Source organism: Pseudomonas sp. SWRI18 (genome assembly GCF_014268345.1).
Lineage (GTDB): Bacteria > Pseudomonadota > Gammaproteobacteria > Pseudomonadales > Pseudomonadaceae > Aquipseudomonas > Aquipseudomonas cedrina.
Genome location: NZ_JACCQQ010000004.1, coordinates 141,889 through 164,619 on the forward strand (window position 1 = coordinate 141,889; position 22,731 = coordinate 164,619).

General features: G+C 62.8%; 17 protein-coding genes. 14 read left to right on the forward strand and 3 right to left on the reverse strand.

The window, feature by feature from the left end; all coding sequences use genetic code 11:
* Positions 1 to 55: 55 nt before the first annotated feature.
* From H0Z09_RS07125 to H0Z09_RS07135, 3 genes are all read left to right on the forward strand, one after another.
* Positions 56 to 757 (forward strand): FCD domain-containing protein, encoded by a 702-nt coding sequence (locus H0Z09_RS07125; protein ID WP_186688922.1) that lies wholly within the window; start codon positions 56 to 58, stop codon positions 755 to 757.
* Positions 758 to 773: 16 nt separating this feature from the next.
* Complete coding sequence (locus tag H0Z09_RS07130) at positions 774 to 1,466, forward strand: GntR family transcriptional regulator (RefSeq protein ID WP_186688925.1); 693 nt, start codon at positions 774 to 776, stop codon at positions 1,464 to 1,466.
* Positions 1,467 to 1,543: 77 nt separating this feature from the next.
* Positions 1,544 to 2,593, forward strand: a complete 1,050-nt coding sequence (locus H0Z09_RS07135) for a hypothetical protein (RefSeq protein WP_186688928.1) — start codon at positions 1,544 to 1,546, stop codon at positions 2,591 to 2,593.
* Positions 2,594 to 2,682: 89 nt separating this feature from the next.
* On the opposite strand, the gene H0Z09_RS07140 is transcribed toward H0Z09_RS07135, so the two are convergent.
* Positions 2,683 to 7,542 (reverse strand): NAD-glutamate dehydrogenase, encoded by a 4,860-nt coding sequence (locus H0Z09_RS07140; protein ID WP_186688930.1) that lies wholly within the window; start codon positions 7,540 to 7,542, stop codon positions 2,683 to 2,685.
* Between the two features lie 488 nt (positions 7,543 to 8,030).
* On the opposite strand from H0Z09_RS07140, the gene H0Z09_RS07145 reads away from it, so the two are divergent.
* The 7 genes from H0Z09_RS07145 (at position 8,031) to H0Z09_RS07175 (ending at position 15,518) form a co-directional block, all read left to right on the forward strand.
* Positions 8,031 to 8,384, forward strand: coding sequence for a hypothetical protein (locus H0Z09_RS07145; RefSeq protein ID WP_186688933.1), 354 nt, complete (start codon positions 8,031 to 8,033; stop codon positions 8,382 to 8,384).
* Positions 8,385 to 8,675: 291 nt separating this feature from the next.
* A complete protein-coding gene (locus H0Z09_RS07150) occupies positions 8,676 to 9,635 on the forward strand; it encodes a MoxR family ATPase (protein WP_003174327.1) in 960 nt (319 codons plus the stop codon).
* Between the two features lie 5 nt (positions 9,636 to 9,640).
* The gene (locus H0Z09_RS07155) at positions 9,641 to 10,573 is read left to right on the forward strand and encodes a DUF58 domain-containing protein (RefSeq protein WP_076954578.1); all 933 of its coding nucleotides are present in this window, start codon (positions 9,641 to 9,643) and stop codon (positions 10,571 to 10,573) included.
* On the forward strand, positions 10,570 to 11,064 hold the full coding sequence (locus H0Z09_RS07160; protein WP_076954577.1) for a DUF4381 domain-containing protein: 495 nt from the start codon (positions 10,570 to 10,572) through the stop codon (positions 11,062 to 11,064). The genes H0Z09_RS07155 and H0Z09_RS07160 overlap by 4 nt, the downstream gene beginning before the upstream one ends.
* Entirely contained in the window at positions 11,057 to 12,145 is a 1,089-nt protein-coding gene (locus H0Z09_RS07165; RefSeq protein ID WP_186688936.1) for a VWA domain-containing protein, read from the forward strand. Before H0Z09_RS07160 ends, H0Z09_RS07165 begins: the two co-directional genes overlap by 8 nt.
* A complete protein-coding gene (locus tag H0Z09_RS07170; protein ID WP_186688949.1) occupies positions 12,142 to 13,881 on the forward strand; it encodes a tetratricopeptide repeat protein in 1,740 nt (579 codons plus the stop codon). Before H0Z09_RS07165 ends, H0Z09_RS07170 begins: the two co-directional genes overlap by 4 nt.
* Positions 13,878 to 15,518 carry a BatD family protein gene (locus H0Z09_RS07175; protein WP_186688952.1) on the forward strand — a complete coding sequence of 547 codons (1,641 nt, stop codon included), beginning with the start codon at positions 13,878 to 13,880 and terminating at the stop codon, positions 15,516 to 15,518. The genes H0Z09_RS07170 and H0Z09_RS07175 overlap by 4 nt, the downstream gene beginning before the upstream one ends.
* A gap of 342 nt (positions 15,519 to 15,860) precedes the next feature.
* Here H0Z09_RS07175 and H0Z09_RS07180 read toward each other — a convergent pair whose 3' ends face one another.
* Positions 15,861 to 16,100, reverse strand: a complete 240-nt coding sequence (locus tag H0Z09_RS07180; protein ID WP_186688955.1) for a CopG family transcriptional regulator — start codon at positions 16,098 to 16,100, stop codon at positions 15,861 to 15,863.
* A 465-nt stretch (positions 16,101 to 16,565) separates the two neighbouring features.
* On the opposite strand from H0Z09_RS07180, the gene H0Z09_RS07185 reads away from it, so the two are divergent.
* The 4 genes from H0Z09_RS07185 to H0Z09_RS07200 all read left to right on the forward strand — a co-directional run bounded on the left by H0Z09_RS07185 (position 16,566) and on the right by H0Z09_RS07200 (position 22,536).
* Positions 16,566 to 16,880, forward strand: a complete 315-nt coding sequence (locus tag H0Z09_RS07185; protein ID WP_186688958.1) for a hypothetical protein — start codon at positions 16,566 to 16,568, stop codon at positions 16,878 to 16,880.
* 174 nt (positions 16,881 to 17,054) lie between these two features.
* Positions 17,055 to 18,296, forward strand: a complete 1,242-nt coding sequence (locus tag H0Z09_RS07190; RefSeq protein ID WP_076954570.1) for an exonuclease SbcCD subunit D C-terminal domain-containing protein — start codon at positions 17,055 to 17,057, stop codon at positions 18,294 to 18,296.
* The gene (locus tag H0Z09_RS07195) at positions 18,293 to 21,931 is read left to right on the forward strand and encodes an AAA family ATPase (protein ID WP_186688961.1); all 3,639 of its coding nucleotides are present in this window, start codon (positions 18,293 to 18,295) and stop codon (positions 21,929 to 21,931) included. The genes H0Z09_RS07190 and H0Z09_RS07195 overlap by 4 nt, the downstream gene beginning before the upstream one ends.
* Positions 21,928 to 22,536 carry a glutathione S-transferase N-terminal domain-containing protein gene (locus tag H0Z09_RS07200; RefSeq protein ID WP_186688964.1) on the forward strand — a complete coding sequence of 203 codons (609 nt, stop codon included), beginning with the start codon at positions 21,928 to 21,930 and terminating at the stop codon, positions 22,534 to 22,536. Before H0Z09_RS07195 ends, H0Z09_RS07200 begins: the two co-directional genes overlap by 4 nt.
* On the opposite strand, the gene H0Z09_RS27470 is transcribed toward H0Z09_RS07200, so the two are convergent.
* Entirely contained in the window at positions 22,533 to 22,658 is a 126-nt protein-coding gene (locus H0Z09_RS27470) for a hypothetical protein (protein ID WP_273017000.1), read from the reverse strand. The genes H0Z09_RS07200 and H0Z09_RS27470 overlap by 4 nt on opposite strands.
* Positions 22,659 to 22,731 lie beyond the last annotated feature (73 nt).

Consider the following 22,731-nt stretch of genomic DNA (forward strand, 5'->3'; position numbering starts at 1 on the left):
CAATTGAACGTCGCCATATTGACTAACGTATTCGCAACATGAAGGAGAGGTAGACGTGATCAGCACCTCAACCGTCGTCAATTCAGTGGTAGAAAAACTGCGCGCCGCCCTCGCGCGGGGCCAGTGGCGCCGGGGCGAAATGCTCCCCGGCCAGCGTGAACTGGCCGAACAGATGGGCATCAGCCGCCCCAGCCTGCGCGAAGCGGTGATTGTGCTGGAGACCCTCGGCCTGGTGCGCTCCATGCCCGGCAAAGGCGTGGTGGTCCTCGAAACCCGCATCAGCGAACCACAGTCCAGCGACGCGGTGGCGCACGCCAGCCTCGAAGACATCCTGCAACTGCGCTACACCCTCGAACCTTTCATCGTCGGCCTGGTGGCGCAGTCCATCAGCAGCAAGGAAGTCGGCCAACTGCGCCTGACCCTGATGGACATGCGCGAAGCCCTCGACGCAGGCGACGCCGAAGCCGGCATGAATGCCTACATCGGCTTTCACGAAGAACTGTTTGCCCTCACGTCCAACCCGATCTTCCAGAACGTGGTGCAGCAGACCAGCAATGCCCTCAAGCAAAGCGCCCAGGTGCTGCGCAATTCGCCCGAACACTTGGCCGAACGCCTGCAGGAAAACGAAGCCGTGGTACGCGCCATCCGCAACAAGAACAGCGCCCTGGCCAGTGCCGAAATGCGCCGGCACATCCTCCAGGAAGGCTTGCGCATGGGCATTGCCCTGAACATCCCGGACGACCATCTGGGCAGCTGACGTTTGGAGACCGGCCATGACCGCTCATGCACTGCAACGCGACCCGATCTTCCCTGCCCTGCGCCTGATCGCGGGTAAAAAGCTTTCAGTGGACGATATCTACCCACGCCTGTTCGACGCTATCCTCGAACAACGCATCGCCCCGGCCAGCCGGTTTACCGAAGAGAGCCTGGGCGAAACCTTTGGCGTGAGCCGTAGCGTGATCCGCCGCGTATTAGCCAAGCTGTCCCACCAGCAAGTGATTATTCTGCGCCCCAACCAGCGCGCCCGGGTGGCTGCACCGGACGTTCAGCAAACGCGGCAGATTATCGAAGCGCGGCGCATGACCGAACTCACCGTGGTGCAACTGGCCTGCGCGCAAGCAACAGCACCGCAAATCCGCCAGTTACGCGAGCTGATCAGCCGCGAGCGAGACTACCTTGAACGGAACCAGCGCGGGCCGGCGATTCGCTTGTCGGGTGAGTTTCACCTGCAACTGGCGGCGATCGCGGGCAACGCGCCGTTGGCGCAGTTTCTCAATAGCCTGGTGCCGTTGACGTCGCTGTTCATCGCCCAATACGAGGCACACGCCTGCACCTACTGTGCGTGGCAAGAGCACATGGCGATTGTCGATGCCGTTGAGCAACGGGACGTGCCCAGTGCGGTCAAGCTGATGACTCGACACCTGGATCACTTGGCGTCAAAACTGCTTGGCCGCCAAGCGCTATAGGTATGTAACGCCTGCGATCCCCCGCGATACCGGACCCTGTATTCGCACAATTTGAGTGCGTATTACAGGTATCAAACATGAACATGAGTTCAAACGTCGACCCCGTGCTGTTCAACTTTCTGTCTCAGGTGACTACGCAAAAAGCTGCGTTATCGCCACAAACACAGGCTACGTTGGATCAGTTATACAGCGCCGCACATGAGGCTGGAGCGAAGTTGTTTCGGCTGGGTAATCTTGAAAAAGCCGAGCCTTTGCTGAACATCGCCGCTGCGTCCGGAAACGGCTGGAGCCAGTTTGCCCTGGCGACATGCAATGTCTATCGAGACGGCATTTGGCATTCCGAGCACGACAGCCTGGTTTCTTACCCCAGTGAAGAAACAAAAAAATGGCTCAGGCTTGCGGCGGCCAATGACTATCTCCCTGCTCTCATCCAACTGGGTGATAGCGCCAGCGTGGAAAAAGCCAAGGCGCTGATCAGCCAATTGCCGGCCGAGGAAAAATCCCAGGGCCTGTATTACCAGTACCTGCTGACCGACGATGCAAAATGGCTGGAGAAGTCCGCCGCCGCCGGCTCCAACAAGGCTCAGCACGCGCTCGCCACGCTCTATCGCCGAAAGCCGCAGATGATTGCCAATGACGCATACCGCACGGCACGCATCGAAGAACTTTACCAACTGGCCGCGGACGGGGGCCTGCCCTTGGCGGTTTATTCACGGGTCTTTTCGGCGGATTCGAGCGCCAGTGTTGCTGAAAAGCGAAGCCGACTGGCTCAACTGGCTTGGTTGGGACACGTGGAAGGCATGCTGGAATATGGTTACGCGCTCGCCAACCTGCCACGGCGTTCAACCCGCAATCACCTGCCGTACGAAGACCAGCAGCCGAAACCGCGTACCTATGGCTTGGCCAAAGACCTGGGCGTGGCGTGCGCGATGCTGAAATTTGTCCTGAAAAACACGGCGGGGGCTATCAGCACGCCCATGCTCGCGGACGACGTCCACCGGATCGAAACGCACATGACGCCAGCGGACCAGGAACAGGCAGACACGACCCTGCGCCAACTGACGGAGAAGCAAATTTCACCGTTTTACCGTCTTGAGGAATTGATTATTCCAGGCACCGCTAAATGATTACCCAGTCATAGCGCTACCGGCTTCGGCCACGCAAAAAAAATCCCCGAACCATCAGATTCGGGGATTCTTTTAACACCAGTGCTTGCTTACAGCACCGACTGACCACTCAACGCCAGGTCCAGCAACTCACGGTTGGCCACTGCATACATGGCGTAGTCCGTGCCCACGGCGGCACGGATTTCCACCATCATTGCGCGCCAGCGATCGGCCATGTCCTGGTGCTGCTCAAGCCACAGGGCCACGCGGGCTTCCATGTCTTGGGGCGCATCGGCCATTTGCAGGACCGAGATGGTGATCGCGCGCTGCTGCCAATCCACGTCGTCGCGGAACGCTTCACGGGCCTGGGCCTGCCAATTGTTGGCCACCGGCAGATCGCTGATCTGCTGCAGGTACCATGGCAAGTCAAGCGCGCTGCCCACGGCGAAGTAGGCCTTGGCCACTTCGGCGGCATCGTGGCCCGTGACGTCGGCGGCCTCGATGATCGGCAGCAAGGTGTACAGGTGCGTAGTGCCTGCCACCATGCGCGCCAGCAACTCCGGCACGCCGGCCTCGGTGTAGGCCTGGTAGCGGGTCTGCCAACCTTCGCGGGTCGGACCTTCCAGCAGTTCGTCGAGCTTGAGGCCCAACGCGGCCAGGTGCGGACCGAAATGCGCGGTATCACGCCCGGCATCCTGCTCGTTGCGACGGCTGCGCAGGAACCAGCGCGTGGCGCGACGGCCCAGGCGCATCAGCTCGTCCATCAACTGCAATTGCACATCGGCCGACACCTGGTGGTCCAGGGCTTCGATCTGGCGGAACCAGTGCGGGAGGTGGAAGATGTCGCGCACGATCACATAAGCGCCCGCCACGTTCGCCGGGCTCATGCCGGTCGACTCTTTGAGCCGTTGAACGAAGGTGATGCCCATGTGGTTGACCAGGTCGTTGGCGATCTGGGTGCTGACGATCTCACGCTTGAGGCGGTGACGGCGCATGGCTTCGCCGAACTTGGCCACCAGGCTCGGCGGGAACGCGGTCTCCATGTCACGGGTCAGGTACTCGTCATCCGGCACCTGGGACTTGAGCAGCGCTTCCTTGAGGTCGATCTTGCTGTAGGAAATCAGCACCGACAGCTCCGGACGGGTCAGGCCCTTGCCATTCGAGGCGCGCTCGACGAGCTGCTCTTCGGTCGGCAGGTACTCGATGGCGCGGTCCAGCTTGCCACGGCCTTCCAGGTCGCTCATCAGACGCTTGTACTCGGCGGCACGTTCGTAGGCACGGCGCGCCGCCAGGGACAGGGCCTGGGTCTGCTTGTAGTTGTTGCCCAACACCAGGTGGCCGACTTCGTCGGTCATGCTCGCCAGCAACTGGTTGCGTTGCTTGTCGGTCATGTCACCGGCCTGCACCACTTCGTTGAGCAGGATCTTGATGTTCACTTCGTGGTCGGAGCAGTCCACGCCACCGGCGTTGTCGATGAAGTCGGTGTTGGAACCGCCGCCATTGAGGCCGAACTCCACGCGACCCAGCTGGGTCATGCCGAGGTTGCCGCCCTCGCCCACTACCTTGCAGCGCAGCTCGTTGCCGTTGACGCGCAGCGCGTCGTTGGCCTTGTCGCCGACGTCGGCATGGCTTTCGGTGCTGGCCTTGACGTAGGTACCGATACCGCCGTTCCACAACAGGTCCACCGGCGCCTTGAGCAAGGCGTTCAGCAGTTCGGTCGGGGTCAGCTTGTCGGCCTTGATGTCGAAGCGTTCCTTCATCTGTGGCGAGATGGCGATGCTTTTGGCGCTGCGCGAGAAGATACCGCCGCCTTCGGACATGATGCTGGTGTCGTAGTCGGTCCAGGCCGAGCGCGGCAAGTCGAACAGGCGCTGGCGCTCGACGAAGCTGGTCGCCGGGTTCGGGTTCGGGTCGATGAAGATGTGCATGTGGTTGAAGGCTGCAACCAGTTGCAGCTTGTCGGACATCAGCAAGCCGTTACCGAACACGTCGCCGGCCATGTCGCCGACGCCCACCACGGTGATGCTGTCTTCCTGCACGTTGATGCCGCGCTCACGGAAGTGACGCTGCACACCGACCCACGCGCCCTTGGCGGTGATGCCCATTTTCTTGTGGTCGTAACCGGCCGAGCCACCGGAGGCGAACGCATCGCCCAGCCAGAAGCCGTAGTCGATGGCGATGCCGTTGGCGATGTCGGAGAAGGTCGCGGTGCCTTTGTCGGCCGCCACCACCAGGTACGGGTCATCGTCGTCATGCCGCACGACGTTGGCCGGCGGCACCAGGGCGCCGTCTTTCAGGTTGTCGGTGATGTCCAACAGGCCGGAAATGAAGATGCGGTAGCAGGCGATGCCCTCGGCCGCGATCTCGTCCCGGCTGCCGCCCAATGGCAGGCGACGCGGCAGGAAGCCGCCCTTCGCGCCCACGGGCACGATGACCGAGTTCTTCACTTGCTGGGCTTTTACCAGGCCGAGCACTTCGGTACGGAAGTCTTCCTCACGGTCGGACCAGCGCAGGCCGCCGCGGGCCACGTTGCCAAAGCGCAGGTGCACGCCTTCGACGCGCGGCGAATACACGAAGATTTCAAACTTCGGCACCGGCTTGGGCAACTCGGGGATCGCGTGCGGGTTGAACTTGAAGCTGAAGTACGACTTGTTCTGGCCGTTAGCGTCGGTCTGGTAGAAGTTGGTGCGCAGGGTCGCCTTGATCAGGTCCAGGTAGCGACGCAGGATGCGGTCTTCGTTGAGCACCTGGACGTCGTCCAGCGCCGTGAGGATCGCTTGTTCCAGGCGATGCTGCTTGTCTTCCAGGTCGTCGGCGGTGAGCTTGCGCGCCAGGTAGAAGCGGGTCTTGAACAACCGGGTCAACTCGCGGGCGATGTCGGTGTGGTTGTTCAGGGTACTGGCGATGTAACCCAGGTCGAAGCCCAGGCGGATCTGCTTCAGGTAACGCGCGTAGGCACGCAGCAAGGCCACGTCACGCCACGGCAGGCCGGCGGTCAGCACCAGGCGGTTGAACGCATCGTTCTCGGCGTCGCCATGCACGATGTGCACGAACGCATCCTGCAGGGTGTCGTTGAGCTGCTGGATATCCAGGTTCACGCCTTCGGCGGCGATGAACGCGAAGTCATGGATCCAGAACTCACGGCCATTGGCATGACGCAGGCGGTAAGGGAATTCGCCCAGCACGCGCAGGCCGAGGTTTTCCAGGATCGGCAGCACGTCGGACAATGCCAGCGGGGTGTCCGCATGGTAGAGCTTGCAATGCAGCTCGCGCTGGCCGGAGACCTGGCCCAGCGGCTGATAGAAGCTCATCACCAGCGGGTTGGCTTCGGTGAGGCTAAGCAAATGCTGCATGTCGACCACGGCCGAGTGCGCGGCAAACCGCTCGCGGTAGCCGGCCGGGAAACCTTTCGGGAAATCCGCCAGCACGTTGGTCCCATGGGCTTCGCCGAAGCTTTCCACCACCAGGCTGGCGTAGTCGTCCTGCCAGCTGCGGCAGGCCTGTACCACTTCTTTTTCCAGTTGCAGCGGGTCGATGTCCAGGCGGTTCTTCGGATCCACCCGCAGAATCAGCTGCACACGGGCCAGCACGGATTCGGAGAAGAAGGTCCAGAATTCGCAATCCGAGGCTTTCAGGCGATCCATCAGTACTTGCTGGATCTTCTGGCGCACTTCGGTGGAATAGATGTCGCGTGGCACATAGGCCAGGCAGTAGCAGAAACGTCCGTACGGGTCTTTGCGCAGGAACACGCGGATCTTGTTGCGCTCCTGGATCTGCACGATCGACATCACGGTGCTGAACAGTTCATCGACCGGAGTCTGGAACAGGTCATCGCGCGGCAGCACTTCAACCACTTGAGCCAATTCTTTGCCCAGGTGAGCCTTGGGCTGGAAGCCGGAGCGGCGTTCGATTTCCGCGACCTTGCGCCGGATGTAAGGAATCACCCGCACGCTCTCGCCATACACCGAGGAGGTGTACAGGCCCATGAAACGGTGTTCCTTGATCACCTTGCCGTCGGCGCTGATCTCGCGGATCGACACGTAGTCCGGGTAAGCCGGGCGGTGCACGCGGCTCGGGTGCGCGGCCTTGGCGAACGACAGCACGGTCGGCTCGCGCAGGTAGGCCACGGCATAGTCCTCGATGCGCAGGTCATCGGCGGTGAGGCCGGCGCGCAGCAGCTTGGTCAGACCGAGGAACGAGCTGGCGTCATATTCGAGATGACCGCCATCGGCCTCGTCACGTACCACGAACTCCTCATAGCCGAGGAAGGTGAAGTGGTTGCCCACCAGCCATTCGAGGAAGTTCTTGATCTCGGCTTTTTCTTCACCGTCGATGCTGAACGGGCTGGCATCGATACCGGCCAGCAGGTCCTGGACCTTGGCTTTCATCGGTTCGAAATCGGCCACGGCCACGCGCACTTCGCCCAACACCTGCTCAAGCTCTTTGCTCAGCACGTTCAGTTCGGCGGCGTTGGCGCAACGGTCGATTTCCAGGTACATCAGCGATTCTTGCTGGATGCCTTCGCCCTGGGTGCCCTTGGGCAGGATCTCCAGCAGTTCGCCCTTGCTGCCACGACGTGTACTGAGCACGGTGGTCTGCAGGGTGTGGATGCTGTAGCCACGGCGGTTCAGTTCGGTACGGACCGAATCCACCAGGAATGGCAGGTCGTGGTGCAGCACTTCGACCGCGGTGTGGGTCGATTGCCAGCCATGACGTTCGTAATCGGGGTTGTAGACCCGCACTTGCGGTTGGGTGTGATCAAAGCGCTCAAGCAGGCGCCAGGCAGACAGGGTGCAACCGGCCAGGTCGGACAGGCGACGCTGGGTCAGTTCATCCAGGGAAATAATGCCGAAGAATTGCTCAGCGAACAGCGCCACTTGTGGCAGTGCCTGTTCACTGATGTGCTGCGCCAGTGCCGCTTGCAGTTGGTGCTGGAAGTCGGCCTTGCTGGCTGCGGTGAAGAACGCCATCTGTGGTACTCCGCTTGGGCTTGTTATTGATGGAAGCGTCGCGTGTTATCCCCTTGCGGGGAGACCGTCAGCTCTGATTCGCAGGTAAGCATAGGGCACCTTAACGGATCGGAGTGACAGGTGGGTGAAGCTGGACAAGACAATGAGGTCACATACAACTTCCATAAGATGCGCACCGTGCCGGGTGACGATACGACGGGCAGGTCAGGCGCCAGGCACATGCACATCCGTTGCGCAGCTTAACGAGTGTGGGAAGACAGCTGCTTGCGACGCTGCGACATATTCGGTCATCGGTAAGCAGGCTTCGGGTTGCGACTTGGGCAACCCGCGATATCCGGCAGCAAAACCGGGTATTTACACGCCTGCGAGTGTCGGAAATGACTGATACAGCCCGTCAGGTCATGCACTGGGTCTGACACAGGATGCAGCACAAAATTCGCCGCAATGGCACAATTGCCGCATTACTGCCAAGCCGAGACAGGATTCCCATGCTGCAATTGAAAACCGACGCCCTCATGGCTACGCCGTGCGACGAAGAAGAAGACAACATGGCCATGCTCTGCTGCCACGGCAAGAATGGCGAAATGTTCATGCTCAGCCGTTACCCGGATGAAGAGGAAGTCGAGCTTACCTGGGACTACGAGCCATCGACCCTGGATGGACTGAAGATCACCCTGGGCGCCACGACCTTGCTGGTTGAGCTGGCGGCCGGCGATGCCGATGCGCTGGGTGGCAAGGATCAACTGCACATCACTCACGACACGAGCGCGTCGGACCTGGCTGAAGTCGAAGAAACCCTGCAGAACATCCTCAAGGGCACCGGCACTTTCGTCCGGATCTAGGCCGGCACTTTCATGCACCGAAGATCAAATGTGGGAGCGGGCTTGCTCGCGAAGAGGCCGTGTCAGCCACTGCATCAGGTGACTGACACACCGCATTCGCGAGCAAGCCCGCTCCCACACTGACCGCGTTCACTACAGTGCGTACGCGATCTACACAAAAATCCTACAAGTTTTGCCAAAAATACCCGTTACGTCGTTAGTCGCTACCCCCTCCCATGCATTAAAGTAGGCGCCCCAGCCCGGCGCACGTGTCATGACGCTCCAGGCTCATCTTTCCAGGAACCGTCATCGATGGAACATCGTGAAGCGCTGCTTGCGCTGCGAACCTTTCTTTCTACGCAGATTCTCGGCCAGGAAAAACTCATCGATCGCCTGCTGATCGCCTTGCTCGCCGACGGCCACATGCTGGTCGAAGGTGCGCCGGGCCTGGCCAAGACCAAGGCCATCAAAGAGCTGGCCGAAGGCATCGAAGCGCAGTTCCATCGTATCCAGTTCACCCCCGACCTGTTGCCCGCCGACATCACCGGCACCGAGATCTATCGGCCGGAAACCGGCAGCTTTGTGTTCCAGCAGGGGCCGATCTTCCACAACCTGGTGCTGGCGGACGAAATCAACCGTGCACCGGCCAAGGTGCAGTCGGCGCTGCTGGAAGCCATGGCCGAGCGCCAGGTCAGCGTCGGGCGCAGTACCTACGACCTGTCGCCGCTGTTTTTGGTAATGGCCACGCAAAACCCCATCGAGCAGGAAGGCACTTACCCGCTGCCCGAAGCCCAGCTCGACCGCTTCCTGATGCACGTCAAGATCGGTTTCCCCGACGCCGCCGTCGAACGACGTATCCTGCAACAGGCCCGTGGCGAAGCGCTCAATGGCGAAACCAAGCCCGAGCGCCGCGTCAGCCAGCAGGCGATCTTTGCCGCGCGCAAGGAAATCCTCGGCCTGTACATGGCCGATGCGGTGGAGGAATACCTGGTGCAGCTGGTGATGGCCACCCGCACCCCGGCCAAGTTCGATCCGGAGATGGCCGAGTGGATCGCCTACGGCGCCAGCCCACGCGGCTCTATTGCGCTGGACCGTTGCGCGCGCGCCCATGCCTGGCTGGCCGGGCGTGATTTCGTCAGCCCAGAGGACATCCAGGCCGTGCTGTTCGACGTGCTGCGCCACCGCATCATTCTGTCGTTCGAAGCCGAAGCCGCCGGCATTGATCAGGACCGCGTCGTGCAACGCATTCTCGACGTCGTTGCCGTCGCTTGAACCCGATGAACGCCAGCGATGGGATCCGCGTCACGCTCAGCGAATTGATCGAGATGCGCCATCGCGTGCGCGAAGTGCAACTGTTCTCCACGCCAAGCCAGCGCAGCCCATTGATCGGCCTGCACCATTCCAAGCTGCGCGGGCGCGGCGTCGACTTCGACCAGGTGCGCGTGTACCAGGCCGGCGATGACGTGCGCACCATTGACTGGCGCGTGACCGCGCGCACCCAGGAACCGCACACCAAACTGTTCCATGAAGAACGCGAACGGCCGATCTTCATCATGGTGGAACAAAGCTGCCGGCTGTTCTTCGGCTCGGGGCAGATGTTCAAGTCGGTATTGGCCGCCCAGGCGGCGAGCCTGATCGGCTGGGCCGCGCTGGGGCATAACGACCGGGTGGGCGGGCTGGTGTTCGGCGACAACGAGCACTACGAAATCAAGCCGCGCCGCAGCAAGCAAAGCCTGCTGCAACTGCTCAACCGCCTGGTGCGCGTCAACCAGAGCCTGAGCACCGAAAGCCGTCCCGAAGCCGACGCCCTTGGCATGGCCCTGCGCCGTGGCCGCGAAGTGTTGCGGCCCGGCAGCCTGGTGATCGTGATCTGCGACGAGCGCGCGCTCACCGAAGGCGCCGAGCAACAGCTGAGCCTTTTGTCACGCCATTGCGACCTGCTGCTGTTGCCGATTTCCGACCCGCTCGACCACGCCCTGCCCGCCGCCGGGCTGCTGCGTTTCGCGCAGCGTGGGGCGCAACTGGAACTGGACACGCTGAACTTCGACTTGCGCCAGGCCTACAAGGCCCAGGCCGAAGCGCGCATCGCCCGCTGGGAGCTGCTTGCGCAGAAACTGCGGATTTTGCTGATGCCCTTGAGCACCCAGAGCGAAATGGTCGAGCAACTGCGCGACTACCTCAACCCGCAACGCCCGGCTAAAAAACAATGAGCAGCCTTGACCAACTGCAACCGCTGATCGCCCCGCCGGCCATTGGCTTCTGGCCGCCTGCGCCGGGCTGGTGGCTGTTGTTGCTGATCATTCCCCTGCTGGGTTGGGGCCTGTGGTCGCTGCGACGGTTCCTGCCGACCCGCCGCCCCATCGCCCGCGCCGAACAACCCTTGGACCCCTTGCGCATCGCCGCCCTGGCGGAGCTGGCGCTGATGCCCAAGCCTTACGACGGCGCCCCGGCCGGCGCCTGGCTGCAGCAACTCAACGGCCTGCTCAAGCGCCTGTGCCGCAACGACTATCCCTACAGCCAAAGCCACACGCTCAACGGTCGCAAGTGGCTGGCATTCCTCGACAACCGCTGCCCCGCCGCCGGCCTGACTCGCTGGATGGTGTTGGTGGAAGGCGCCTACAAGCCTGAATGCAAACTCGACGACAAGGCTATCGCCGGCCTGACCCAAGCCGTCGACACCTGGATTCGCAAACATGTTTGAGTTCGCCTGGCCGTGGATCTTCGCCCTGTTGCCGTTGCCGTGGTTGATGCGCCTTGTGTTGCCGGCGGCCGACAGCGGCGAGCCCGCGCTGAAAATCAGCTACCTCAGCGACCTTGAAGGCCTGGCCCGGCGCCGTGCCCGCGTCAACCTGCCCGGCTGGCGCCAGCAAGCGCCGTTCGTGGTGCTGTGGCTGTTGCTGTTGAGCGCCGCCGCGCGCCCGGAATGGCTCGGCGAGCCGCTGCCGATCGCCGCCAGCGGCCGCGACCTGCTGGTGGCGGTGGACGTGTCCGGCTCCATGGATTTCCCGGACATGCACTGGCGAGACGAGGACGTGAGCCGCTTGAGCCTGGTCAAACACCTGCTCGGCGATTTCCTTGAGGGCCGTGAAGGCGACCGCGTCGGCCTGATCCTGTTCGGCAGCCAGGCCTACCTGCAGGCGCCACTGACCTTTGATCGGCGCACCGTGCGCACCTGGCTGGATGAAGCGCGCATCGGTATCGCTGGCAAGAACACCGCGATCGGTGACGCCATTGGCCTGGCCCTCAAACGCCTGCGCCAGCGACCGGCGCAAAGCCGCGTGCTGATCCTGGTCACCGACGGCGCCAACAACGCCGGGCAGATCGACCCGCTGACCGCCGCGCGCCTGGCCGCGGAGGAAGGCGTGAAGATCTACCCGATCGGTATCGGCGCCGACCCTGAACAGACCGGCTCCCTGGGCATTCTGGGGGTCAACCCGAGCCTGGACCTCGACGAGCCGGCGCTCAAGGCCATCGCCGAAACCACCGGCGGCCAGTATTTCCGCGCCCGCGACGGCGAAGAACTGCAAGCGATCAAGCAAACCCTCGACACACTTGAACCCGTCGAGCAACAACCCACCCAAGCACGTCCGGCGCTGGCGTTGTACAGCGCACCGCTGGCCCTGGCCTTGCTGCTGAGCATGCTATTGGTGATCCAGGAGCGCTGGCCGAACAACGCCGTGCAGCGGCTGTTCAATCGACTGTCGAGCCAGGGGATTTTCCTGCAACAACACCCGCAATGGCGCCAGCGCCTCAAACGCCTGCGTTTGCGGAGGCGTCGATGATCGACCTGTGGCCGCATTGGTTCCGTCCGTGGTGGTTACTGCTGCTGCCGTTGCTCGGCGGGTTGTTGTGGCAGTTGTGGCATCGGCAAAAGCGCGCCGGGCGCTGGCAGATGATCCTGCCGCCGGCCTTCCACGCCGTGTTGCTCAGCGGCGGCAATGGGCGCGAAAGCAAGTCACCGTGGGTGGTGCTCGGCATCGCCTGGCTGTTGGCCGTATTGGCGTTGCTCGGCCCCAGCTGGCAGCGGGTTGAGCAATCGAGCCAGAAGCCGTCCGATCCTTTAGTGGTGCTGCTGGAACTGACCCCGGAAATGCTCGCCACCGACAGCCCGCCGAACCGCCTGGAACAGGCTCGACGCAAACTGTACGACTTGTTGCAGGCACGCAGCGATGCGCAAACCGCCATCGTCGTCTACGCCGGCAGCGCCCACACGCTGGTGCCGCTGTCGGACGACCTGGGCACCAGCCGCAACCTGCTGGAAGCCTTGCGCCCGTCGATCATGCCGGAGCCCGGTCACCGTGCCGACCTGGCCGTCGAGAAAGCCCTTGGCCTGCTCAAGCAAGGCGGCCTCGGCCAAGGCCGCTTGTTGCTGATGGGCTCCTCGCTGTCCAAACAGGAACGCCAAGGCATTCGCCTGCAACTGCAAAGCGCCCAGGCGCCGAGCCTGTCGATCCTGGGCATCGGTAGCCGCGAGGGCACCCCGGTAACCCAGGAAAGTGGCGAGTTCCTCAAGGACGAACAAGGCGCGATCCTGGTACCACGCCTCGACAGCCCGACCCTCAAGGCCTTTGCCAGCGAAATGGGCGGACGCTACCGCGCCGCGCGCCTGGACGACAAGGACCTGCGCCAGCTTGGCGTGCTCGACCCGCCACAAAGCCTGCGCAATGACGGCCAGCTGCTGCACCTGGACACCTGGGCCGACCAGGGTTACTGGCTGCTCTTGCCCTTGTTGCTGCTGGCCGCCTGCGCCGGGCGGCGAGGCTGGTTGTTCTGCCTGCCGCTGCTGCTGTTGAGCGCGCCCCAGCCCAGCTATGCCTTTGGCCTGCAGGACCTGTGGCTGCGTCCCGACCAGCAAGGCCACTACCTGCTCAAGCACAAACGCCCCGCCGAAGCGGCCGAACGCTTCCAAGACCCGCAGTGGCAGGGCGTGGCGCTGTACGAAGCGGGCAACTATGCCGAAGCCGCCAAGCGTTTCGCCGAGGGGAATGACGCCTATGCTCATTACAATCGGGGTAACGCCCTGGCCAGGTCCGGTGAGCTGGAAGCCGCCCTCGACGCCTATGAACAGGCCCTGGAAGCGCAGCCCGACCTGCAACCGGCGCTGAAAAACAAGGCGTTGGTCGAAACCCTGATGCAACAGCAGGCGCAACCGGAACCCCCTGCGCCTGCAAAAAACGAGGATGACGAAACCACCCAACCCGGCCAAACTGCGCAACCGGGCGCCAATGGGCAAAACGCCACGGGTGGCGAGCAGTCTTCCCAGGGCCAGGGCGAGGCCGGCACCGGCGATACCCAAGCCGGCGCCACGCCCCACACCGGCGGCAACGAAGTGCCCGGCAGCGAACTCGGCGATGAACAGACCACCACCCCGCCGCTGCGCCCGAGCGATGCCAGCCTTGACGGCGAGCAGCGCCAGGCGCTGGAGCAATGGCTGCGGGAAATCCCGGACAACCCCGGCGAACTGCTGCGCCGCAAATTCTGGTACGAACAGCAACAACATCAGGACAAGACTCGATGAGCCGCCGCACCACCCTACTGCTTCTGCTCGCCTTGTCGGCCGGCCACGCCCAGGCGGCGAACCTGAGCGCCAGCGTCGACCGCAGCCGCCTCAATTCGGGGGAAACGGTGGAACTGACGGTGCAGTCCAGTGATGTCACGCAGTTCGGCAAGCCCGACCTGTCGCCCCTTGAGGCACAGTTCGAAGTCAGCGGTACGCGGCAGATCAACCAGCTCACCACCCTGGACGGCGACAATCACGCCACGACGCGCTGGATCATCACCCTGTTGCCCAGGGAAAACGGCACGGTGATCATCCCGCCCCTGCAAGTGGGCGAGTACAAAACCCAGCCGATCAGCCTGCAAGTGTTGGAAACCGCCAGCCAGAACACCGCCGCCGAACTGGCGCCGGTGTTTGTCGAGGCCGACCTCGACCAGACCAGCGTCTACGTCCAGGCCCAGGCGCTGTTGACCGTGCGCGTGTACCACTCGGTGTCGCTGTATGACGACAGCAGCCTCACGCCGTTGCAGATTCCCGATGCCCGGGTGGAGCAACTGGGCGAGTCGCGCACCTATGAGAAGGTCATCAACAGCATCCGCCACGGCGTGATCGAGACCCGCTACGCCATTTACCCGCAACACAGCGGCACGCTGGCGATTCCTACCCAGACCTTCAGCGCGACGCTGGTGGAGTCGCGCCCGCCGCAGGAGAACACGCTGCAGGGCACCAAGCCGGGCAAGCTGATCCACGTCAGCTCGGCGCAGCTGCCACTGGTGGTCAAGCCCAAACCGGCGCTGTACCCGGCCGACACGCCGTGGCTGCCGGCGCGCAGCCTGACCCTGACTGAAAGCTGGAACCCGGAACCCGAGCAGGTGCAAGTGGGCGACTCGCTCACCCGCAGCCTCACGGTCAAGGCCGAAGGCCTGTCCAGCGCGCAATTGCCAGCCCTGCCCAGCACCGACATCAACGGGCTGCGCCGCTACCCGGACCAGCCGGTGCTCGGCAACCAGGCTAGCGACCGAGGCCTGACCGGCAGCCGCGAAGACCGCGAAGCGCTGGTGCCCACCCGCGCAGGCCCGCTGGAACTGCCCGCCGTGGACGTGGTGTGGTGGAACACCCACGAAGACCACCTGGAACGCACCAGCCTGCCGGCGCGCACCCTGCAAGTGGCGGCCAACCCGAGCCTGGCGGTAGACACACCCGCCACGCCCACCGTGATCACCGCCCCCGACGACAACCACCTGTGGCTGTGGCAACTGAGCACCCTGCTCCTCGCCTGCACCACCCTGCTGGGCTTTGGCCTGTGGTGGCGCGCGCGCTGGCAACCTGCCGTGCTGCGCGCCGCGCAAACCGGCCCAAGCCCGCGCACCCTGCTCGACGACCTCAAGCGCGCCACCCAGGCCAACGACCCCCACGCCACCCGCCAGGCGCTGGACGCCTGGGCGCGGCAACAACCGGAAACCCTCGCCGACATGGCGGCGCGGTTCGTGCCGCTGTCGGATGCCTTGGATGGGTTGAACGGCGCGCTCTACAGCGAAGGTGGCCACTATTGGCTGGGGGAAGATCTGTGGCGCGCGGTGAAGGCCATTCCAATGGCAGAACGCGAGCTGGACCCGGCGACGGATACCACCAGCCTGCCGCCGCTGTACCCCAAATAACCGAAACATCTCTGGCACCGCATTGGATCTCCATCGAAAGTGCCTTCCCTGATCGTTCCCACGCTCTGCGTGGGAATGCCGCCTGGGACGCTCCGCGTCCCGCCGAACAGCTCGTAAAGGTGAAGCAGAGCGTCACGGGATGCATCCCCACGCGGAGCGTGGGAACGATCAAAGTAACCGAAATATCTCTGGCACCACACAAACCAAAATGTGGGAGCGGGCTTGCTCGCGAAGGCGGTGTGTCAGTCAGTACATCTTTATCTGACACTCCGCATTCGCGAGCAAGCCCGCTCCCACATTGGTTCTCCATCGAAAGTGCCTTGGCTGTCCACTTCAACTCCATCAGCGCGGCATCGGCAATGGCGTTTCGCTGCCAAGGCTATGAGCCCAGGCCTGAACTGCCTGGTGATCAATTACGCGACCAGCCTCAACATCGGCCAAGGCGTCGAGGGTCAGACTATTACGCTCCCTGGCGATCCAGTTTCTGGAGTGATCAAAGCGCTCTGCCATCAACTCGACCTTTTGGGGCAGGTGCTCAGGAACAGGAGCGGTGACGGATCTGGTTTTATCGGGAGTTGCCATGATGGGTGGCTCCTGCTTTGTTGCATGTTCTCTTTGCACTTTAGTCATGCGCCACTGTGCGGCACTCTGAATCAAAACTAATCACAGCGACTCACTGTACAACATCAAGAGCCTGTATCCACTGGGCGGTAATTGCCTGATCGACATCGGTTGTTAAAGGCCAGCAATCCATATCCCTTTAATTTGCAGGAAGTTTCCTAGACAATCCCACGGCCTTGCGCCTGCTCAGTTCACTGGCTAGCCTTCGCTCCGTCGCTGCCTATCAGCGATCAGGGGTGAGATCCTGTGTTCGGGAGAGCAAGTGTCACAACCGCGAGCAACATGCTCTATGGCGGCTGTGTGCGGGTAGACTTCGGTCTGACCGGGTTCTCCTGTCCCGGTAATCTCACCCCGCACATAGCTGCCACCTTTTGACGAGTGAGATCGGCAAAAGAATGGCTCCCAGGACTACAGGAGTTTCATTAGATGAACAAAATCGTCCCCGACCCACCCCACTTCACCCCCGACCGCAAAATCTTCGAACGCGCCCTGAGCCACTACCTGCAACCCGCCTCAGCGCCACCCTTCACCGTGCACCAAGACCTCAGCTTCGAAGACGCCCTCGCGCAAATCTGCGACCTGCTGCGTTGCGCCGCCGCGACCGCAGCCGTCACCAGCCAAGGGCTGAGCGGCGTACAGCACCACATGGCCGGCGCCACCGAGCACTTGATCAACAACGCCAAAACCCTGGCCGACCGAGCGCTGGATTGCCTGCACACCAAACCCACCCACACAGCCTAACCCCTGTGGGAGCGGGCTTGCCCGCGATGGCGGCGTGTCAGCCAGCACATGTTCAACTGACCGAGCGCCATCGCAGGCAAGCCAGCTCCCACCGTTGATCTGCGTCGTCCGTACGTCTGCGTGTGCTTTTACAGGTAAACTCCCCTCCTTTTCATCTCTTCAACGGAGTTCGCCTTGCGTCTGTTCCACACCTCCGACTGGCACCTGGGCCAAAACCTCCACGGCCAGGAGCGCGACTTCGAACATGCCTGTTTCCTGGCGTGGCTGCTGGGCCAACTCAAGGCCCACTGTCCGGACGCGCTGCTGATCGCCGGCGATATCTTCGACACGGTCAACCCACCGCTCAAGGCCCAGGAGCGGCTGTACGATTTCATCATCAGCGCCCACGAACAAAACCCCAACCTGACCATTGTGATGATCGCCGGCAACCACGACTCCGGCTCGCGCATCGAATTGCCCGCGCCATTGATGCGCCGCTTGCGCACCCATGCCCTCGGCCGCGTGTTGTGGCTGGATGATGGCCAACTCGATGCCGAACGTTTGCTGATCCCGCTGCCGGATGCCAAGGGCAAGATTGCCGCGTGGTGCCTAGCGCTGCCCTTCCTGCGTCCGGCGGAAGTCACGGGTGCGCATCTGGGCGACGATTACCTGCGCGGCATCGGCCAGGTGCATGAATGGCTGATCGCCGCCGCCAACGCCAAGCGCAAGAAAGGCCAGGCGCTGATTGCCATCAGCCATGCGCACATGGCGGGTGGCTCGGTGTCGGAAGACTCCGAGCGCAGCCTGATCATCGGCAATGCCGAGGCGCTGCCGGCCAGTCTGTTCGATAGAAGTGTCGCCTATGTGGCGCTCGGCCATTTGCACAAACCGCAAAAGGTCAATGGCGAAGAACGCATTCGCTACAGCGGCTCGCCGATTCCGCTGTCGTTTTCAGAAATCAACTACAAGCACCAGATTCTCGACGTGACGTTCCAGGGCCAGGCGCTGGTCAGCGTCGAACCGCTGCTGATCCCCCGCGCCGTCAACCTGCAGCGCCTGGAAGCCGCGCCCCTGGCCGATATTCTCAAGCAACTGGCCGACCTGCCCGACGTCGACCTGCTGGCCGACACCCAGCGCCAGCCGTGGCTGGAAGTGCGCGTACGCCTGGACGAGCCGCAACCCGACCTGCGCCAGCAAATCGAAAATGCCCTGGACGGCAAGGCCGTGCGCCTGGTGCGCATCGCCGCGGAATACGCCGGCAAACGCGGCAGCGACGCTACCGACGAAGAGCGCTTGATCGAACTTGACCAGCTCACGCCCCAGGAGCTGTTCAGCCGCGCCTGGCAAGACAGCTACGGCAGTGCGGTGGATGAACAGACCTTGAAGGATTTCGCCGTGCTGCTCCAGGAAGTGCAACAGGAGAGCGAACAGCCATGAAGATCCTCGCCATCCGCCTGAAGAACCTTGCCTCCCTGGCCGGCCCGTTCGAGATCGACTTTACCGCAGAGCCCCTGGCCAGCGCCGGTCTGTTCGCAATCACCGGGCCGACCGGCGCCGGCAAAAGCACTTTGCTCGATGCACTGTGCCTGGCGCTGTTTGGCGCCGTACCGCGCCTGGGCGATACCGGCCAGGCGAAAATGCCGGACGCCGACAGCGATATCTCCATCGGCGACCCCCGCACATTGTTGCGGCGCGGTACCGGCGGCGGTTATGCCGAAGTGGACTTTGTCGGCGTCAGTGGCCGTCGCTACCGTGCGCGCTGGGAAGCCAACCGCGCCCGCGACAAGGCCAGCGGCAAGTTGCAGAACAGCCGCCAGAGCCTGATCGACCTGGACAGCGACCAACTGCTGGCCAGCCAGAAAACCGAATACAAAACCCAGCTGGAATTGGCCCTGGGCCTGAACTTTGAACAGTTCACCCGCGCCGTGCTGCTGGCGCAAAGCGAGTTCAGCGCCTTCCTCAAGGCCAACGATAACGAGCGCAGCGAACTGCTGGAGAAGCTCACCGATACCGCGCTTTACACCCAGCTCGGCCGACGCGCCTTCGACAAGGCCAAGGACGCCCGGGACGTGCACAAGCAGTTGCAGGACCAGGCCACCGGCGTGGTGCCCCTCGCGCCCGAAGCCCGTGCCGAACTCGACCAGCAATTCGATGCCGCGCAAGCCCAGCTCAAGACCCAGCAAGCCCAGCTCAAGCAGTTGGAGTTGCAGCACACCTGGCTCAAGGAATTGCGTGAATGGCAAGCGCGCCAGCTTGCCGCCACCGAAGCGCTGCAGCGGGCGCAGGCCGAATGGGATAGCCAGGCCCAGCAACGCCAGGACCTGAGCCGCCTGGACCAGTTGGCGCCGCAGCGCCACCACTTCGCGCGCCGGGCAGAACTGCGCACCGTGCTTGAGCCGTTAGCCGCGCAGATTCAGCTGTATAACCAACAACAAGGCGAATTGCATACCCGCCAGGAACAGGCCCAGCAACAACAAGTCACGGCGCAAGCCGCATTGGCCCAAGCCCTGCAAAACCAGGGTGACGCCCTGCCTTTGCTGCGCCAGGCCTTTGAAGAGCAAAGCACCCTCGCCCATTTGACCAAAGAACTGGCCAAGCGCACCGAGGACAAGCAGCAGCATGAAAACGCCTGCCATGAAGGGCAGGTCCAGCTCAACGGCCTGCTCGAAAAGCAGCGCCAGGTCGCCGAACGCCTGCAAGGCCTGGCCACCGAGCTTGAACGGAGCGCCGCCCTCGCCCCACTGAGCGAGGCCTGGAGCGCCTACCGCGACCGCCTGCAACAGCTCATGCTGATCGGTAACCGCTTGAACAAAGGCCAGGCCGAGCTGCCGCAACTGGAGCAACGCGCCACCCACGCCGCCGCACAGTTCACCCAGCAACGCGAGGCCCTGGACCTGCTGTATCAGGAGGCCGGCGCCGAGCCCCACGCCGTGGCCGAACAGATTCAGCTGCTGGCCAGCCTGCTGCAAGACAATCGTAAACAGCAACGCGCTTTCGAAGACCTGACGCGCCTGTGGGACAGCCAGCAGCAGCTCGACCACCAGGCCAGTGTCCTCGCGCAGAAGCTTGCCGATGCCCAGCAGCAACGCGAGCAACTGAACCAGACCGGCCTGCAGACCAAGGCCGAGCTGACCGTGGCCGAACAGACCCTGACGGTGACCAAACAGCTGCTGGAACGTCAGCGCCTGGCCCGCAGCGCCAGCGTCGAGGAACTGCGCGCGCAATTGCAGGACGACCAGCCCTGCCCGGTGTGCGGCAGCCATGAACACCCGTACCATCAACCCGAAGCGCTGCTGCAAAGCCTTGGCCGCCATGATGAAAACGAGGAGGCCCTGGCGCAGAAAGCCGTGGATACGCTCAAGGAAAAACTCACTGAGCTGCGCGGCGAAGTGGGCGGTTTGATCGCCCAGCAAAAGGAATACCTGCAACAGCAGGAGCAACTGGCGGCGCAACTGCAAGCGCTCAAGCCGAGCATGGACGCGCACCCGCTGTGCGCGGCATTGCTCAACCAGGATGCGGCCAAGCGCAGCGCCTGGCTTGACCAGCAACTGGCCCAACTCACCCAGAGCATCGCCCAGGACGAACAACGCCAAGGCGCCCTGCTCAACCTGCAACAGAACGCCGGGCGCCTGCAGCAGCAACTGCAAGCCGCCCAGGAAGCCAGCCAGCAGGCCCGCCAATTACTGGCAGACCAGCAACGCGAGCTGGCCAGCGACCGTGAACGCCTCGACCAGGAACTCAACGCCTTCGCCAGCCTGTTGCCGGCCGAGACCCTGCAAGGTCTGCGCGCCGAACCTGCCGCCACCTTCATGCAACTGGACCAGCAGGTCAGCCAGCGCCTTGAACAGCTCGGTTATCAACGCGACGAGCTGGCCGAACAACAGGCACGCCAACAAGCGATCGAGAAGGAAACGACCCACCAGCAGCATCGCCAGCAGCAACTCGATGCGTTGGTGCAGCAGGTCACCGAACTGGCCGCCCAACAACAGGCGGCCCAGGAAAAGCTGGGCGCATTGCTCGGCGAACACCGCAGCGCCGAACAGTGGCAGCAGCAGTTGGACCAAGCCGTCACCCAGTCACGCCAGAATGAGACCGACGCCAACAAGCAGTTGCAAGAGATCCACAACGCACTTGTCCAACTCGCCGCAGATCTCAAGGCCCAGCAGGAACGTCAGCAGGCGCTGCAGGCCGAGCAACAGACACTCGACACGCGCATCAGCGAGTGGCGCGCCCTGCATCCGGAGCTCGACGACGAAGGCCTCAACCGCTTGCTCGCCGTTGATGAGGCCCAGGTCAGCCAATTGCGACAGCAGGTGCAGCACAGCGAAAAAGCCGTCGAACAAGCCAAAGTCCTGCTGCAAGAGCGCGAACAACGGCTCGCCGAGCACCAGGCGCTGCACAACGGCAACCTCGAAGCCGAAGCACTGGACAGCGCCCTGGCCACACTCAACCAGCAATTGGCCGAGGCTGAAAAAGCCTGCGCCGAGCTGCGCGCGCGCCAATCCGAAGACCAGCGCCGCCAGGAGGCCAACCAGGCCTTCGCCGCGCAGATCGCCCAGGCTTATGACGAATGGCAGCGTTGGGCACGCTTGAATGCACTGATCGGCTCGGCCACCGGCGACACCTTCCGCAAGATCGCCCAGGCCTACAACCTCGACTTGCTGGTGCACCACGCCAACGTGCAACTGCGCCAGCTGGTACGGCGCTACCGCCTCAAGCGCGGTGGCAGCATGCTTGGCCTGCTGGTGATGGACACCGAAATGGGCGACGAGCTGCGTTCGGTGCATTCGTTGTCCGGCGGCGAAACCTTCCTGGTGTCGTTGGCACTGGCCCTGGGGCTGGCATCGATGGCCTCCAGCACACTGAAGATCGAGTCGCTGTTTATCGATGAAGGCTTTGGCAGCCTGGACCCCGAGTCGCTGCAATTGGCCATGGACGCACTGGATGGCTTGCAGGCCCAGGGACGCAAGGTGGCGGTGATCTCCCACGTGCAGGAAATGCACGAACGCATTCCGGTACAGATCCAGGTCAAGCGCCAAGGCAATGGCTTGAGCACCTTGGAGGTCACGTGAGCGAGGTATTGCTGTATTCGTTCCGGCGCTGCCCGTATGCGATGCGTGCGCGTTTGGCCTTGCGCTATTGCGGCGTGCCCGTGCGCATCATCGAGGTAAGCCTGAAGGCCAAACCGGCGGAAATGCTGGCGTTGTCACCCAAAGGCACAGTGCCGGTGTTGAGTGTGGATGGCGCGGTGATCGATGAAAGCCTGGCGATCATGCTGTGGGCGCTGGAGCGGCACGATCCGGATGACTGGCTGCTGCAAGGCGATCCCGCGGTGTTGGCACTGATTGCCGAGAACGACCACGGCTTCAAGTATCAATTGGATCGATACAAGTACGCCGAACGCTATCCCGAACAGCCCATGGAAGATTACCGGGCCGCGGGCGAAGTGTTCCTGCGAAAACTGGAGCAATTGCTGGCCGAACGCGCGTACCTGCTGGCCGATCACCCGAGCCTGGCGGACATGGCCCTGGCGCCTTTTGTGCGGCAGTTTGCCCATGTGGATCGGGAATGGTTCGCCGGTGCCCCGTATCCAAGGTTGCAGCGGTGGCTGGAGTGGTTTTTGAATTCGCCGCTGTTTATTAGCGTGATGGCAAAACCCCACCTGCTGACGATTTAACCCTGCACCAGGTTCAACAACCGCTCGCGGGCAATCTCCGGCTCGCCGTCCGCCAGTTGCGCCGAGGACAGGATAGGAGCGGAATAAAGGACCAGGATAAGTGCCGCGAGTCGGAGTGCCATGCTGTCGATTCCAGGAGATAGGCGTCAATATTCGAGCGCCAAATTTAAACTCATGGCAATGTGATATCAATGA